The following is a 14,161-nucleotide window of genomic DNA, read 5'->3' as shown; positions in this document are numbered from 1 at the left end:
ATCATGCGCGTGCTTGTCGTGGAAGACGACTCCCGAGTCGCCGCCGCCCTTGACGCGGCGCTGTGCCGCCACGGGTTCGAGGTGCACCGCGCCGCAGGCGCGGCCGAGGCGCTGGCCGCGCCCCCCGTCGACATGATCCTGCTCGACCTCAACCTGCCCGACGGCGACGGGCTCGACCTGTGCAGGAGGCTGCGCCGCGACGGCGCCGAGGTCGCCATCATCGCCGTCACCGCCCGGGGCGAGGAACGCGACCGCGTCGCCGGGCTGCGCTCCGGAGCCGACGACTACCTGGTCAAGCCGTTCTCGATGGCCGAGCTGGTGGCCCGCATGGAGGCCGTGATGCGCCGGGTGCGGCCCGCCCCGCGCCCCGCCGCGCAGATCGGCGACCTGCGCGTCGACCTGGCCGCCCACACCGTCAGCCGCAAGGAGGAGGCGGTGGTGCTGACCCGCAAGGAGTTCGACCTGCTCGCCTGCCTGGCCCGCGACCCGGGCGTCGTCGTGCCACGCGAACGCCTGCTCATCGAGGTCTGGGGCACGGCCTGGCCGGGCGCGGGCCGCACCCTCGACGTGCACATGGCGACCCTGCGCGCCAAGCTCGGCGAGCCCGTCGTGATCGAGACCGTCCGCGGCGTCGGCTACCGGCTGGCCACGGCCGCCTGACATGACGCGACTGCGGCCGCTCCGGCTCCTCCTCATGGCCGTGCTCGTGACCGTGCTGCCGGCGAGCGGGTGCGCCGCCGCCGACGTGCCGGCCGTCCCGGAGGGCCCCGTCAGGATCGCCACGGGCGCCGAGGGCGGCGTCTACGAGGTGTACGGCTCGGCGTACGCCCGGGTGCTCGGCGAGCGGTTCCCCGCTGACGCCGAGGTCCTGCCCTCGGGCGGCAGCGTGGACAACATCGAGAGGGTCGTGTCCGGCCGCGCGGAGACGGGGTTCACGCTCGCCGACGTGGCGGCCGACGCCCTCGCCGGCCGGGAGGAGTTCGGCACGCCGCGCCCCGTCGTCGCCCTGGCCCGGCTGTACGACAACTACGTCCAGCTCGTCGTGCGCGACGACGGGCCCATCCGCAAGGTCAAGGACCTCAGGGGGCGGCGCGTCTCGGTCGGCGGCGAAGGGTCGGGCACGGCGGTCGCCGGCGAGCGCATCCTGCGCGTCGCCGGGCTCACCGACGACGTCGAGCTGCGCCGTCTCGACGTCGTCGCCTCGGCCCGGGCGCTCGCGGCCCGGGAGATCGACGCGTTCTTCTGGAGCGGGGGGCTGCCCAGCGCCGCCATCACCGACCTGCGCCGCGGAACGGACATGCGGCTGATCGACCTCGGCTCCACGATCGAGCCGCTGGTCCGCGAGTACGGCGACCTCTACACCAGGACCACCGTGCCCGCCTCCGTCTACGGGCTGTCCAACGCGGTGACGACCGTGAGCGTGCCCACCTACCTCGTCGCCCGGCGCGACCTGCCGCCGGCCACGGCCTACTGGCTCACCCGGCTGCTCTTCGAGGGCCAGCCCCGGCTCGCCGAGGTCCATCCCGAGGCCCGCCGCCTCGACCCCGGCTCGGCGATCATGACGTTCCCGCTGGAGCTGCACCAGGGCGCGGCGCGCTGGTACCGCTCGGCGCACCGCTGACGGGCAGCGTGAGGAGCACCTCCAGCCCGTGGGGCCGGGCCGTCGCCAGCGTCATCGACCCGCCGCTCCGCTCGGCCAGGGTCCGGGTGATCGCCAGGCCGAGGCCCGTGCCGGGCACGTTCTGATGCCGCGGGCTGCGCCAGAACCTGTCGCCCGCGCGGGCCAGCTCGCCGGCGGGCAGCCCCGGCCCGCCGTCCCGGACCCGGATCTCCACCGCCTCGCCCCGAAGGCGGGCCGTCACCTCCACCGGGCTGCCCTGCCCGAACTTCAGCGCGTTGTCGAGCAGCGCGTCCAGGGCGTGGTCGAGCAGGTCGGGCACACCGGTGACGGTCAGCCCCTCCGGCACGTCCACCGCCAGCGGCGTCGCCGAGCTGTCGTAGGCGGCCCGCCACGCCACCGCGCGCCGGTGCACGGCGGCCGACACGTCGAGCGGGCCGGGCTCCTCGTGCGTGGACTCGGCCCGGGCGAGCTGCAGCAACGCGTCCACGCTCTCGCCGAGCCGGTCGGCCTCCTCCAGGGCGAGCCGCAGCTCCTCCCGCCCGTGCGGGTCGGAGATGGTGGACTCGGCGTTCTCCACGCGCAGCCGCAGCGCCGTGAGCGGGTTGCGGAGCTGGTGCGAGGCCTGGGCGACGAACGCCTGCTGCTTGAGCACGGCGGCGGCGACGCCGTCGGCCATCACGTTGAAGCTCGCGGCCAGCCGCCGCAGCTCGGGCGGCCCGGTCCGGTCGGACACGTGGGCGGTGTGCCGGCCGGACCCCACGGCGTGCGCGGCCTCGTCCAGCTCGTGCACCGGGCGCAGCACCCACCGCACCACCGGAACCGCCACCGCCAGCGCCACCACGAGCAGCGCCACCACACCGCCGAGGGCGAGGTAGGCGAGCCTCCCGGCGACCTCGTCGCGCGCCCGGTCCGTCGGCGAGATCGTCACGGCCGCGCCGAGCACCCGGCCGTCGCGCACCACCGGCTCGACCACCACATACGGCCGGTCGTCCCACGGCCACAGCACGTGCGGCCGCTGCGGCGGCCGCCCGGCGAGCCCCCGCAGCAGCGGGAGGCGCACCTCGTCCTGCTCCGGGGACATCCCCTCGCGGGAGGAGGCCACCACCTGACCGTCGGAGTTCACCACCATCACCGGGGTGTCGTACAGCGCGTCGTAGCGCAGCAGGTCGGCCGTCAGGCGCCGGGTCCGGCCGGTGGACAGCGCCGCCTCGGCCACGTCCGCGAACCGCGCCGTGTCGTCGGCCCGGCTGATGAACAGCTCCTGCGACGCCTGGTCGGCGCCCGCCACGGCCAGTGGCAGCCCGAGCGCCGCCACCAGCCCGGCGACCAGGCCGATCACGATCACGAGCAGACGTCTGCGCACCGGACCTCCCTTTCCGCTGAGGAGATTGTCACGGCGCGGCGGGCCGAGGGGAAGCGGCAGCGGTCCCGCATGGCGGAGACGGGGCAGGGTAGTGCACTGCGGACGTAAGCTGTGCTGAACGTTTCTGCGAGAACACCTGGATGCCATGACGTCCACCGACGCTCCCGTGCGGCCGAAGAGGCGGCTCGCCGCCAATGTGCGGGCCGGCCTCAACTGGGTGTGCGACACCAAGCACTTCGCGATCCTGCGCGCGGCCACCAACGCCGGCGTCACCTACCGGGTGACGGGCCTGGCGGGCGAGGCGGCGTTCTTCGCCCTGCTGTCGCTGCCGCCCTTCGTGCTGGGCCTCATCGGCGTGCTGGCCAAGCTGGGCACCTGGCTCGGCAAGGACCGCGTCGAAGAGGTCCACCGGTGGGTGATCGACCAGGCGGGCGTGCTGTTCACGCAGGACACGATCATCACCGTGGTCGACCCGCTCATCAACGACGTGCTGAGAGACGACGCCAGCAAGGTGTCGATCATCTCGCTGGGCTTCCTGCTGTCGCTGTGGTCGGGTTCGCGGGCCCTCTACGTGTACGTCGACCTCATCTCCGTCGCCTACGGGCTGGGCGAGGAGCGTGGCATCGTCCGCACCCGGCTGATGTCGTTCGGCCTGTACGTGGTGGGGCTCGTCGTCGGCATCATCGTCATGCCGATCCTCGTCATCGGGCCCACGCTGCTCAAGGACGCCCTGCCCGGCGAGTACGGCGTCATGATCGACCTGCTCTACTGGCCGGTCGTGATCATCGGGTCGGTGCTGTTCCTCACCGTGCTCTACCACGTGAGCGTGCCGCTGCGCACCAGGTGGTTCCGGGAGCTGCCCGGGGCGATCCTGGCGCTGATGCTGTGGATCGCCTGCGCCGCCGTGCTGCGCGCCGTCCTCGCCGCGTGGTTCTCGCCCGTGTCGGTGTACGGCTCGCTGGCCGCGCCGATCGCCCTGCTGCTGTGGCTGTACATCACCGCCCTGGCCGTGCTCATCGGGGCCATCCTGAACGCCGAGGTGGACCGGCTGTGGCCGGGGGTCGGCCGGCTGCCGGTCGTGATGCCGAAGTGAGCCGGCCCACCACTTCCGATAGGGTCGGAAGCGACGCGACTGGCGCATGAAGGTGGACCACCACCAGGGAGCGAAAGGAGCGGAGGCCGTGCGCCTGGGTCTTCGCCATGTCAATGATGACAGGAGAGTCATGAGTTCTCTCGCTAGCGTCGACCCGCAGATCGCCGAGCTCATCCAGGCCGAAGAGCGTCGCCAGGCCGACACCGTCAAGCTGATCGCTTCGGAGAACTACGTCTCCAAGGCGGTCCTCGAGGCCACCGGCACGGTCCTGACGAACAAGTACTCCGAGGGCTACGCGGGCAAGCGCTACTACGAGGGCCAGCAGGTCATCGACCAGATCGAGACCCTCGCGATCGAGCGGGCCAAGGCGCTGTTCGGCGTCAACCACGCCAACGTCCAACCCTACTCCGGCTCGCCGGCCAACCTCGCCATCTACCTGGCGTTCATGCAGCCCGGCGACACCGTGATGGGCATGGGCCTGCCGTTCGGCGGTCACCTCACCCACGGCTGGTCCGTCTCGGCCACCGGCAAGTGGTTCAACCCGGTCCGCTACGGCGTGCGCAAGGACACCGGCCGCGTCGACCTCGACGAGGTGCGCGAGCTGGCTCTGGAGCACCGGCCCAAGGTGATCTTCTGCGGTGGCACGGCGATCCCGCGCACGATCGACTTCGAGGGCTTCGCCTCGATCGCCCGCGAGGTGGACGCCGTGCTCGCGGCCGACATCGCGCACATCGCGGGCCTGGTCGCGGGCGGTGCGCACCCGTCGCCGGTGGGCCACGCCGACGTCATCTCCACCACCACCCACAAGACGCTGCGCGGCCCGCGCGGCGCCATGCTGATGGCGACGACCGACGAGCACGCCACCGCGCTCAACAAGGCCGTCTTCCCCGGCCTGCAGGGCGGCCCGCACAACCACACCACCGCCGCCATCGCCGTGGCCCTGCACGAGGCCTCGACGGACGACTTCAAGGCCTACGCCCACCAGGTGGTGGCCAACGCCAAGGCGCTGGCCGAGGAGCTCGCGAGCCGCGGCTTCGACCTGGTGTCCGGCGGCACCGACAACCACCTGATCCTCGTCGACCTCACGCCCAAGGGCATCGGCGGCAAGCCCGCCGCCCAGGCGCTCGACCGGGCCGGCCTGGAGACCAACTACAACGCGGTGCCGTTCGACACCCGCAAGCCGTTCGACCCGTCCGGCATCCGCATCGGCACGCCGTCGGTCACCTCGCGCGGCATGCGCGAGCCGGAGATGCGGCAGATCGGCGCCTGGATGGACGAGGTCGTCACCGCCCTGGCCAAGGGCGACGCCGAGGACGTCATCGCCCGGGTGCACGGCGAGGTCAGCGAGCTGACCGCCAGGTTCCCGGCGCCCGGCCTGTCCTAGACACCGAAGCGACCGGAAACCGGAACGACCGGACACCCGAGCACTCGGACACCGGGACGACCGGACACCCGAGCACTCGGACACCGGGACGACCGGACACCGGAGCACTCGGACACCCGAGCACTCGGACACCGGAGTGAGAGGACGCCCCGCCGCACAGGCTGCGAGATGTGCGGCGGGGCGTCGCCGCTCCCGGGGGTGGGCCGGTGGCCGGGAGCGGGCGGGGGGAGTGGCCGAGGGGCCGGACCCCGGCGGGGGACGCTCGTCCCCGTCAGCCGAGGAAGAGGTAGTCGGCGCCGAACGGCACCAGCGCCTTCGTGCCCGGCCTGCAGGAGCCGGCGGGCGGCAGGCCGCCCTCGGCGTTGACCCGCAGGATCTGCGTGGTGTGCGACAGCAGGCCGCCTCGCCCCGACGGGGCCGCGGCCAGCAGCAGCACCGGGAGCCTGCCCCGGCCGTCCGCGGTCCGGGCGACGGGCCGGCCGCGCACCGCGCTGCCGTCGGAGGCGGCCCATCTCGGCGAGCCGCCGGGGGCCAGCGTCAGGGAGATACCGCGCCGCAGCTCGGCGGCCGCCCCGTGCGGGCGGGTGAAGGCGTGGCCGCCGCCCCGCTGCCTGGCGCAGGCGTACACCTGCCTGCCGCGCAGCACGTCGGCCGTGAGCGCCCGCGGGTGGTCGAGCCGGCCGCCGGCGAGCCTGCTGCGGACCGCGCCGCCGCCGAACTCGGTGGTGTGCAGGTTGGTGTAGTACCCGCCGGGGTTGGCGGCGATCCGCCTGACCACGGCGGCGGGCACCCGGGCCTCGCCGGCCAGGCCGATCAGGTTGGCCGGCAGCCCCTTGGCGGGCGCGCCGAGCAGGTCGGCCACCACCGGGCCGTTCCGGCCGGGGCCGCCCTTGTGGATGTGGCCGCCGGTCACCGGGGCGAGCCCCTCCCACAGGGCCGTGTACCCGATGGCCGACCCGTGCGGGCGCAGCCACCAGGCGCCACCTCCGTCGGGGTCGCCGCGCTTCATGCCGTCGTCCCCGCGTACCTCCTGCGCCCCGTCGGCGTGCGCGCCGAGCGTCGCCTGGTTGCTGCCGTGCAGCACGCCGCGCAGGTCCACCGGCCGGGCCAGCCGGTGGAACTGGCCGCGTACGGCGCCCTGCGGGTGCTTGGCGTTGTGCAGGTTGGCGTAGAACCCGCTCGGGTCGCGCACCAGCGAGCCGAGGAGCGCGGCGTCGGCCTCGACCGTGCCCAGCACGCCCAGCGTCGTCCTCGGCGGCGCCGCCGTGAAGAACGGGATCTTCACGGCGCCGTTCGTGCCCCGGGCGCCCAGGTGGACGTGTCCCGCCGAGGGCAGGTCGATCCTGTTCCACCGGATCGCGAACGTCACCCGGTTCCCGCTGATCTTCAGCACGACCGTCGAGCGGCCGTCGGCGTCCCCCTTGGCACCCACCTCGTTGGCGCCGCGCAGCCCCGCGGCGAGGTAGACGGCCCGGGGCGTCTCCCGCGTCCCGGCGGCCGTCGTGCCGGTGGGGGAGGCGGTGACGGCCGCCGGAGCCAGGGCGCAGGCCAGCAGTCCGGTGGCGAGCGCGGCACCGGTGAGTGCGGGTCGGGAAAGCGGCATCGGGAACCTCTCGGGGGCTGGGGTGTTCCGGCTCGTATGGCAGGCAGTACGGGGCCCGCCCCCCGCCGGGTTCAACGCCGGGCCCCGGAACCGCAAAATGCCCCCTCACCTCAGGTGAGAGGGCATCTCCGAGAGCTCAGACCTCCACGGTCAGCAGCTTCTTCCCCGTCGTCGTCACCACCTCGAACCGGTCGATCTCGGCCAGCGGCGACGGGCTGCCCCCGTGCATGTACAGGGGCTGCGGCTGCCCCGGGACCCCGTAACCGGCGGGCGGCACCGACCACCCCGTCATGACCCGCCGCACCCCCGCCTTCGACACCGACACCAGCTCACACTCCAGCGGCCCCTTCACCCCGGCCAGCCGGAGCGCGGCATGGGTGCCCCACGCCTTCGACTCCACGACGAGTCCCCCGTTCACCCCGCCGACGCCGACGCCGGCCACGGGGCTGCCGTCGGCGTAGAACTGCTCGGCGGGCCCCATGTGCGGGTCCTGCCCTGTCGCGACCTGCGTCGCGGACATGCCGCCGCTCAGCTGCATGCCGACCGTCAGCCCCCCGGCCACCAGCGTCACCGCTGCGGCCAGGCCGATCACGACCGTGCCCCGGCGGGTGCGCCGGTCGGCCGCCCGCCTGCGCCGCATGAGGTCGACCACCTCAGCCTCACCGCGCGTGTCACCGCGTGCGTCACCGTGCGGCTCGCTCCGCGTCCCCGCGCGGCGGACCGGCGGCTCGTCCTCCAGCGGGCCGAGCCCGTCGAGCGCCATGGCCACCCCGGCCAGGTCCTGCAGCTCCGCCCGGCACGCCGGGCACACGTACAGGTGCGCCTCGAAGGCCCGCTTGTCGTCCTCCTCCAGGAGCCCGAGGGCGTAGGCGCCCACATCGGTGTGCTCCACGCGCGACGTCACGCCGTCACCCCTCTCTCCTCCAGTGCGATGCGCAGGGCGCGCACCGCGTAGTAGACACGCGACTTGACCGTGCCGACCGGGATCCCGAGGGCCCGCGCGGCGTCGTTGACCGACCGGTCGCGCAGGATGGTCTCGTTGAGGATCTCGCGGTGCGCCGGCGACAGCGCCCTCAGCGCATCGGTCACGACCACCTGGTGCAGCATTCCGTCCACCTCGTCGGGCATGGGCACGCTCTCCAGCGGCCCGTCACTCGACTCCCGGGGGCGGGCGTTCCTGCGCCGCCGGTCATCGATCACGATACGTCTGGCCACGGTGGCGAGCCAGGGCATCAGGGAGACCGAGGCGGGGTCCAGCCGCTCCGCGCTGCGCCAGGCGCGGATCATGGTCTCCTGGACGACGTCCTCCGCCCACTGCCGGTCGCCGCCGGTCAGCCGGGCGACGAAGGCCAGCAGCGGCCGGTGGTACTCCCGGTAGAGCGCCGAGACGACGAGGTCGTCATCCGGTCGTACGCGCCTGATCCAATGGCTCAGTCGTGGCTTTCCCATCGGAGCGGCTCCCTCGGGCGAGGGCGGGGGATACGTGCTGGTGCGCATCATTCCCCTTTCTCGAGTGCGTCGGCAGGGGGTACGGCCGGGGCCTCGGGCGGGGTTCAACCAGGCGCGCAGAAAAATGGGATTGCGGCCGGGAGGCAAGTGTGCGTAGAGTCTCCGCGACGAGCCGAAGAGCGCGTCCGTCGAGAAGCGGGGAGGTGGGGACTATGCGGGTCTGCTTCAGCATGCCGTCCGTCCACCTCCGGGTGCCTGCCTGAGCCACCCGGTCTTCCTTCTCGACCAGAGGACTCACCGCGTTGTCTTCCGACCTTTCGTCTTCCGATCTTTCGTCCTTCGATCTCTCCCTGCTCGGCTGGACCGGCGCCCGCGCCGCCGAGCTGCCGTCCGGCACCGTTCCCGCCCGGGTCGCCCGCGTCGACCGCGGCTCCGCCGAGGTGATCGCGGCCGACGGCCAGCACCACGCCCGCTACGCCGCCCACATCCGCCGGTCGGCCGCCGCCGACCCGGTGGCGTTGCCGTGCGTCGGCGACTGGGTCGCGCTGGCCGCGCTGCCCGAGGGCCGCTACGAGCTCGACGCCGTGCTGTCGCGGACCACCGCGTTCGTCCGGGGCGGCGTCAGCCGCGACTCGCGCGGCGGCCTGTCGGGCGACGGCCAGGGCCAGGTGCTCGCGGCCAACGTCGACGTCGTCTTCGTGGCCGAGCCGTCCATGCACTCCACCGACTTCGCCGACCTGGGCCGCATCGAGCGGCTCGTCGCGCTGGCCTGGGAGTCGGGCGGCACGCCCGTCGTGCTCATCACCAAGTCCGACCTCTTCGAGGACGGCCTGGACGACCTGCTCGCCGACGTGCGCGCCGCCGCGCCCGGCGTCGACGTGCACGCCGTCTCGTCGCTGCTCGGCGACGGCGTCGAGCTGGTACGCGGCTACCTCGACGGGTCCCGCACCGCCGTCGTGCTCGGCCCCTCCGGCGCCGGCAAGTCCACCCTGGTCAACGCGCTGGCGGGCGGCGAGGCGATGGAGACGCAGCAGGTGCGCGCCGCCGACGGCCGGGGTCGTCACACCACCGTGCACCGGGAGCTCATCCCGCTGCCGGGAGGCGGGCTCGTCATCGACACCCCCGGCATCCGCCGGGTGGGCCTGTACGAGATGCACCAGGGCGTCGACCTGGTCTTCTCCGACATTGAGGAACTGGCCGCGCAGTGCCGCTTCCACGACTGCGGGCACGAGAGCGAGCCCGGCTGCGCGGTGCTGGAGGCGCTCGACAGCGGGACGTTGCCCGAGCGACGGCTGCAGAGCTGGCGCAAGCTGCAGCGCGAGGCCGCCTGGATGGCCGCACGCACCGACGCGCGGCTGCGCGCCGAGCAGCGCGACAAGTGGAAGATCATCCACAAGGAGATGCGCCGCGCCGGCCGCAACCGCCCCTGACCGCGCCGGGTGTGGGAGCGGTCGTCCGACGACCGCTCTCGCATCGGCGGGGGCGGTCGTGCCGGGGTTCGCGCGGCTGCCACGCCCGTGGTGGCGAGGAGGGGCGCGGGGCGGGTAGGACCAGGACATGGACGTGTTCGCCGACCGCGCCGAAGCCGGGGCCCTGCTGGCCGAGCGGCTCCGGCACATCAGCGACCCGGTGGTGCTGGCCCTGCCGCGCGGCGGTGTGGCGGTGGCGCTGCCGGTCGCCCGGAGGCTGGGCGGCGTCCTCGACGTGCTCGTCACCCGCAAGATCGGCTATCCGCCGTCCCCCGAGCTGGGCGTCGGCGCGATAGCCGAGGGTGGTGAGCCGGTGCTCGACCTGGGCCTGCTGCGCAGGCTGGGCATGACGTCCGAGTCGGTGGCGGGCGTGGTGGCGGAGGAACGGCGGGAGCTGGCCCGCCGGGTCGAGGTGTACCGGGGCGAGCGCCCGCTGCCCGACCTGGCCGGACGCGAGGTGATCGTGGTGGACGACGGGCTGGCCACCGGCGGCACGGCGCGGGCCGCGCTCAGAGCCGTCCGGGCGCGCGGGCCGGGCCGGCTGACGCTGGCGGTGCCCGTCGGGGCGCGGGAGACCGTCGAGGCCATGCGGGAGGAGGCCGACGAGGTGGTGGTCCTGATTGTGCCCGCCGACTTCCGCGCGGTAGGGCAGTGGTACGAGCGCTTCGAGCAGTTGACCGACGCCGACGTGCTGAGCCTGCTGGCCGAGGCGTGAAGCCCGCGCGGACCTGGGACCGTCATCCGTATCAGGACCGGTGGCCGGTCGAGGGCCCGGCACGCCGGCGCCGGCTGCCTAGGCCGCCAGCACGGCCCAGACGAGCTTGTCGCGGGTGCCGGCGATGATCCAGCCCCAGTTCGTGGACAGGGCCTCGACCAGCCGCAGCCCGCGGCCGAACTCGGCGAAGATGTCGGGGGAGGCGGCGATCGGGGGCACCCGGCTGTGGTCGGTCACCACGCAGGCCAGCTCGGGTCCGTGTCCGAGCAGGCGGAGCTGGACCACGCCGCCGCCGTGTCGCATCGCGTTGGTCACCAGCTCGGAGACCACGAGCTGCGCCTCGAAGGCCACCCGGTCGGCTCCCCACCCGGTCAGTGTGCGGTCGACGAACCGCCTGGCCGACGCCACACACGCGGGCTCCATCAGTCCTAACTCGGCCGACGGGAAGATCGCGTCGCACGAAGCGTGTCGCCCGTCCAGCAGAATGGCGGACAGCCATCCTGGCGGCCGGGCACCAGAGGGGGCTTGCGGCCGGGCGTCGAAAGTCGTCATGCAAAGGCCCCCGAAGCGCGGTCTTAGGTGATCCAGACACATCTTTACGGGATGCGCTAACCAATGCAAGACTTTTCGTCGTTTACAGATGCAAATCGCATCTGCACGTGCAGATGATCTGGGAGACAGTGGTGAGCGCACAGAGTGCGGAGGGGAACATCCTCGGCTATTCGCAGGGGAGTCCCACGGTCCTGCGCATCCTGCTGGGCACCCAGCTGCGCAGGCTCCGCACGGAGAAGGGTATCTCGCGAGAGGACGCCGGGTACGCGATTCGCGCGTCCCATGCCAAGATCAGCCGGTTGGAGCTCGGCCAGGTCAGCTTCAAGGAACGCGACGTGGCCGACCTGCTGACCCTGTACGGCGTCATCGACGAGGCCGAGCGGGCTCCGCTGATCGGGCTGGCCCGGCAGGCCAACGCCCCCGGCTGGTGGCACAAGTACGGCGACCTGCTGCCCGGCTGGTTCGAGGTGTACATCGGGCTGGAGGGCGCGGCCTCGGTCATCCGTACCTACGAGAACCAGTTCGTGCCCGGCCTGCTCCAGGAGCCCCGCTACGCCAGGGCGGTGATCAGGCTGGCCCACGAGCGCACGCCGGAGGAGGAGATCGACCGCCGGGTGACGCTGCGCACCACGCGGCAGCGCCGGCTGGCCGGCGAGCACGCGCTCACCCTGTGGGCGGTGATCGACGAGGCCGTCGTCCGGCGCAGCCCCGGCGGCCCCGAGGTGATGCGCGCCCAGATCGAGCACCTGCTGGAGATGACGGCGCAGCGTAACGTCACCGTGCAGCTCATGCCGTTCGACCGGGGCGGGCACGCGGCGGCGGGCGGGGCGTTCAGCATCCTGCGCTTCCCCGAGCGCGAACTGCCCGACGTGGTGTACATGGAGCAGCTCACCAGCGCCCTCTACCTCGACAAGCCGGCCGAGTCGGAGCACTACATGCAGGTGATGGACCGGCTGAGCATCCAGGCCGAGTCGCCGGCCGACACCAGGAGGTACCTGGAGCGGCTGCTCCCCTCACTGTGATTCACCCCATACCCGCATTTTTCGTCATGTGGCATATGGCCAGCTCCGAGACGTCGTATCCTCACGTCGCAAAGCACGGATGCACGTGCATTTGTAAGCCGAGGAGCTTCTTCCATGCATGAGTTCCGCAACGGAACGCCCGCAGGTCACCTCCCCGTCGTCTGGCGCAAGAGCAGGCGGAGCAACCCCAACGGCAACTGCGTCGAGGTGGCGACCCTGCCCACGGGGGAGATCGCGATGCGCAACTCCCGCTTCCCGGACGACCCGGCACTCGTCTACACGCGGGCCGAGATCACCGCGTTCGTCCTCGGGGCGAAGGACGGGGAGTTCGACGACCTGATCGTCTGACAGAGGACCGGAGGGGGACGGACGTACAAGAGCCCGGCGTCGAGGGTGACGCCGGGCTCTTCGCGTGCTCGGGGGTTGAGTGTCGCCTGATCAGGCGGTTGTCCCGACCGGGTTCGCCGAGGACTGGACGTGGCTGGCCAGGACTCGGTTCATCGGGACAACTACGGGATCACGCGGTGCTCGGTCTGCCGGGTGTCAGGCGGCGGAGATGCCGGCGCTGGCGGCGCGGCGCATGCGACGGCGACGCTCGGAGGCGCGCTCGTCCTCGTTCAGGCCACCCCACGTGCCGTACTTCTCCGGACGGGACAGCGCGTAGTCAAGGCACTCGGTGCGGACGGGGCACTGGGCGCAGATGGCCTTGGCCTTGCGCTCGCGTACGTCACGCTCGGGCTGCCGCTCCCCGTCGGGGCCGAAGAAGAGCACGAGGTCCTCACCCCGGCACGCGGCATCATCCTGCCAACCCCAGCTGGGGCGCGGGCGGGCGAGCTGCCGACGTACCTGAGACATGAGAAAACCACCTTCGTGAGAGGTATTTCGGTAATTGGGCCGCATTGGACGCTTTAGGCGTCACTGTTCCAACGCAAGGCGGGGCCGTGATGTTCCCTTGGTCAGGTGAGTGCCGGCGTGGCATACCGCACAGGCGTGAGCCTGTCCAGCGAAACCAGCCGGTAGGTAGTGATCGTCTCGGCGCAAGCCGTGCCACACGGCGCTCGGAACGCCGATGGCTCAACCACAACCTGCAGCCGGGTGTCGCCGCAGCGCACGATGGCTTCGGTGACGTCCCCGTCCGACCTGGAGGATTCCACGGCCACTGCGCCGACGGAACACTCTCCCGTATGGGCTCGGGCGAAGTGCTCGACGGCTTGCAATGGCTCAGGGATGCCTGCGCGTCCCCGGAAACGGTCGAGGATGACCTCGCCCGACCGGTACGCGTTCGCCGCTGCGATCGCAGCAGCCTGAGACATGCTGCCGTAGAAAATTCCGTGTGGCAAGCACACGAGGTTGGCGGCGTACCGATCGCCACCAACGTGTGACGTTTCCCATACCCGGCCGGGCAGGTTTTCCGCCAGGGTCCGGGCGAGGGGTAGTCCAATGCGGGCACAACACGCATTGCGCTTGGCGTGCGTGCAGACCAGAAATACCGGCTCGTCTTCAAGTATGCAGGACTCCGGGACCACTCCCGCCACCAGCGCGTCCAGGTCAAGATCGTCCGGACCTGCGACGAAGCCCGAGGCCAGCCACGGGGCGGGGCCCTCGCCGTGGGCGACTAGCACACGCATCCCCTGCTCCCGCTGGCGGGCCCGACGTCCGGGGCGGCGGATGAGCTGGGGTCGGACGCCGCGGTCCAGGGCCCGCCGGACAAGCTCGGAAACGTCCTCGGGGAGGTCGAAACTCTCCAGATGGGACGGCCACGGGCCCGCGTACTCCACCAGCAGCCACAACCGGGCCCCCACGGTGGCACTGGCCAGCGTGGGCACGGCGCCGGTATGGCAGCCGTCCGGATGTCCGCAACTCCTGGCCAACGCTCCCCCTTCGCGAGAT

General features: G+C 72.5%; 15 protein-coding genes and 1 riboswitch. Of the genes, 8 read left to right on the top strand and 7 right to left on the bottom strand.

The features are described from left to right. Together FHU36_RS28250 and FHU36_RS28245 are read left to right on the top strand one after the other, a co-directional pair. The gene (locus tag FHU36_RS28250; RefSeq protein WP_312891968.1) at positions 1-660 is read left to right on the top strand and encodes a response regulator transcription factor; all 660 of its coding nucleotides are present in this window, start codon (positions 1-3) and stop codon (positions 658-660) included. 1 nt (position 661) lies between these two features. Further along, the gene (locus FHU36_RS28245) at positions 662-1,621 is read left to right on the top strand and encodes a TAXI family TRAP transporter solute-binding subunit (RefSeq protein ID WP_185086817.1); all 960 of its coding nucleotides are present in this window, start codon (positions 662-664) and stop codon (positions 1,619-1,621) included. On the opposite strand, the gene FHU36_RS28240 is transcribed toward FHU36_RS28245, so the two are convergent. Next, the gene (locus FHU36_RS28240; protein ID WP_185086816.1) at positions 1,557-2,984 is read right to left on the bottom strand and encodes a sensor histidine kinase; all 1,428 of its coding nucleotides are present in this window, start codon (positions 2,982-2,984) and stop codon (positions 1,557-1,559) included. The two genes, FHU36_RS28245 and FHU36_RS28240, sit on opposite strands and share 65 nt — an antisense overlap. 145 nt (positions 2,985-3,129) lie before the next feature. Here FHU36_RS28240 and FHU36_RS28235 point away from each other — a divergent pair, with 145 nt between their 5' ends. Both FHU36_RS28235 and glyA read left to right on the top strand, forming a co-directional pair. Then, positions 3,130-4,077: a YihY/virulence factor BrkB family protein gene (locus FHU36_RS28235; RefSeq protein WP_221496607.1), complete on the top strand. Its 948-nt coding sequence runs from the start codon at positions 3,130-3,132 to the stop codon at positions 4,075-4,077. 32 nt (positions 4,078-4,109) lie between these two features. Beyond that, positions 4,110-4,184, top strand: a riboswitch (ZMP/ZTP riboswitch). A gap of 23 nt (positions 4,185-4,207) precedes the next feature. Then, entirely contained in the window at positions 4,208-5,461 is a 1,254-nt protein-coding gene (glyA, locus tag FHU36_RS28230; RefSeq protein WP_185086815.1) for a serine hydroxymethyltransferase, read from the top strand. 271 nt (positions 5,462-5,732) lie between these two features. Here glyA and FHU36_RS28225 read toward each other — a convergent pair whose 3' ends face one another. The 3 genes from FHU36_RS28225 to FHU36_RS28215 form a co-directional block, all read right to left on the bottom strand. Further along, positions 5,733-7,064 (bottom strand): CHRD domain-containing protein, encoded by a 1,332-nt coding sequence (locus FHU36_RS28225; RefSeq protein WP_185086814.1) that lies wholly within the window; start codon positions 7,062-7,064, stop codon positions 5,733-5,735. A 136-nt stretch (positions 7,065-7,200) separates the two neighbouring features. Continuing rightward, the gene (locus FHU36_RS44945) at positions 7,201-7,968 is read right to left on the bottom strand and encodes an anti-sigma factor family protein (protein ID WP_185086813.1); all 768 of its coding nucleotides are present in this window, start codon (positions 7,966-7,968) and stop codon (positions 7,201-7,203) included. Next, positions 7,965-8,513: a sigma-70 family RNA polymerase sigma factor gene (locus FHU36_RS28215; RefSeq protein WP_246502589.1), complete on the bottom strand. Its 549-nt coding sequence runs from the start codon at positions 8,511-8,513 to the stop codon at positions 7,965-7,967. Before FHU36_RS28215 ends, FHU36_RS44945 begins: the two co-directional genes overlap by 4 nt. A 302-nt stretch (positions 8,514-8,815) precedes the next feature. Here FHU36_RS28215 and rsgA point away from each other — a divergent pair, with 302 nt between their 5' ends. Beyond that, positions 8,816-9,943: a ribosome small subunit-dependent GTPase A gene (rsgA, locus tag FHU36_RS28210; RefSeq protein WP_185086812.1), complete on the top strand. Its 1,128-nt coding sequence runs from the start codon at positions 8,816-8,818 to the stop codon at positions 9,941-9,943. A gap of 127 nt (positions 9,944-10,070) precedes the next feature. Continuing rightward, the gene (locus FHU36_RS28205; protein ID WP_185086811.1) at positions 10,071-10,697 is read left to right on the top strand and encodes a phosphoribosyltransferase; all 627 of its coding nucleotides are present in this window, start codon (positions 10,071-10,073) and stop codon (positions 10,695-10,697) included. A 78-nt stretch (positions 10,698-10,775) separates the two neighbouring features. Here FHU36_RS28205 and FHU36_RS28200 read toward each other — a convergent pair whose 3' ends face one another. Continuing rightward, entirely contained in the window at positions 10,776-11,105 is a 330-nt protein-coding gene (locus FHU36_RS28200; RefSeq protein ID WP_185086810.1) for an ATP-binding protein, read from the bottom strand. Between the two features lie 257 nt (positions 11,106-11,362). Here FHU36_RS28200 and FHU36_RS28195 point away from each other — a divergent pair, with 257 nt between their 5' ends. After that, a complete protein-coding gene (locus tag FHU36_RS28195) occupies positions 11,363-12,271 on the top strand; it encodes a Sco1979 family transcriptional regulator (RefSeq protein WP_185087691.1) in 909 nt (302 codons plus the stop codon). 114 nt (positions 12,272-12,385) lie between these two features. After that, the gene (locus FHU36_RS28190) at positions 12,386-12,619 is read left to right on the top strand and encodes a DUF397 domain-containing protein (RefSeq protein ID WP_113700679.1); all 234 of its coding nucleotides are present in this window, start codon (positions 12,386-12,388) and stop codon (positions 12,617-12,619) included. Between the two features lie 195 nt (positions 12,620-12,814). Here the strand turns inward: FHU36_RS28190 and FHU36_RS28185 are convergent, their stop codons facing one another. Together FHU36_RS28185 and FHU36_RS28180 are read right to left on the bottom strand one after the other, a co-directional pair. Beyond that, positions 12,815-13,126, bottom strand: a complete 312-nt coding sequence (locus tag FHU36_RS28185) for a WhiB family transcriptional regulator (RefSeq protein WP_101784355.1) — start codon at positions 13,124-13,126, stop codon at positions 12,815-12,817. 101 nt (positions 13,127-13,227) lie between these two features. Further along, positions 13,228-14,097, bottom strand: a complete 870-nt coding sequence (locus tag FHU36_RS28180; RefSeq protein WP_312891880.1) for a sucrase ferredoxin — start codon at positions 14,095-14,097, stop codon at positions 13,228-13,230. Positions 14,098-14,161: the final 64 nt, after the last annotated feature.

Origin of the sequence: Nonomuraea muscovyensis, from assembly GCF_014207745.1 — a bacterium.
Taxonomy (GTDB): Bacteria; Actinomycetota; Actinomycetes; order Streptosporangiales; family Streptosporangiaceae; genus Nonomuraea; species Nonomuraea muscovyensis.
This window is presented reverse-complemented; position numbering and strand designations above follow the sequence as displayed.

Bases quoted from the DNA above. Each gene is read 5' to 3' on its own strand.
- FHU36_RS28245 (WP_185086817.1), top strand. From the start codon at position 662: ATGACGCGACTGCGGCCGCTCCGGCTCCTCCTCATGGCCGTGCTCGTG.
- FHU36_RS28235 (WP_221496607.1), top strand. From the start codon at position 3,130: ATGACGTCCACCGACGCTCCCGTGCGGCCGAAGAGGCGGCTCGCCGCC.
- glyA (WP_185086815.1), top strand. From the start codon at position 4,208: ATGAGTTCTCTCGCTAGCGTCGACCCGCAGATCGCCGAGCTCATCCAG.
- FHU36_RS28225 (WP_185086814.1), bottom strand. From the start codon at position 7,064: ATGCCGCTTTCCCGACCCGCACTCACCGGTGCCGCGCTCGCCACCGGA.
- FHU36_RS28215 (WP_246502589.1), bottom strand. From the start codon at position 8,513: ATGGGAAAGCCACGACTGAGCCATTGGATCAGGCGCGTACGACCGGAT.
- FHU36_RS28205 (WP_185086811.1), top strand. From the start codon at position 10,071: ATGGACGTGTTCGCCGACCGCGCCGAAGCCGGGGCCCTGCTGGCCGAG.
- FHU36_RS28195 (WP_185087691.1), top strand. From the start codon at position 11,363: ATGATCTGGGAGACAGTGGTGAGCGCACAGAGTGCGGAGGGGAACATC.
- FHU36_RS28190 (WP_113700679.1), top strand. From the start codon at position 12,386: ATGCATGAGTTCCGCAACGGAACGCCCGCAGGTCACCTCCCCGTCGTC.
- FHU36_RS28185 (WP_101784355.1), bottom strand. From the start codon at position 13,126: ATGTCTCAGGTACGTCGGCAGCTCGCCCGCCCGCGCCCCAGCTGGGGT.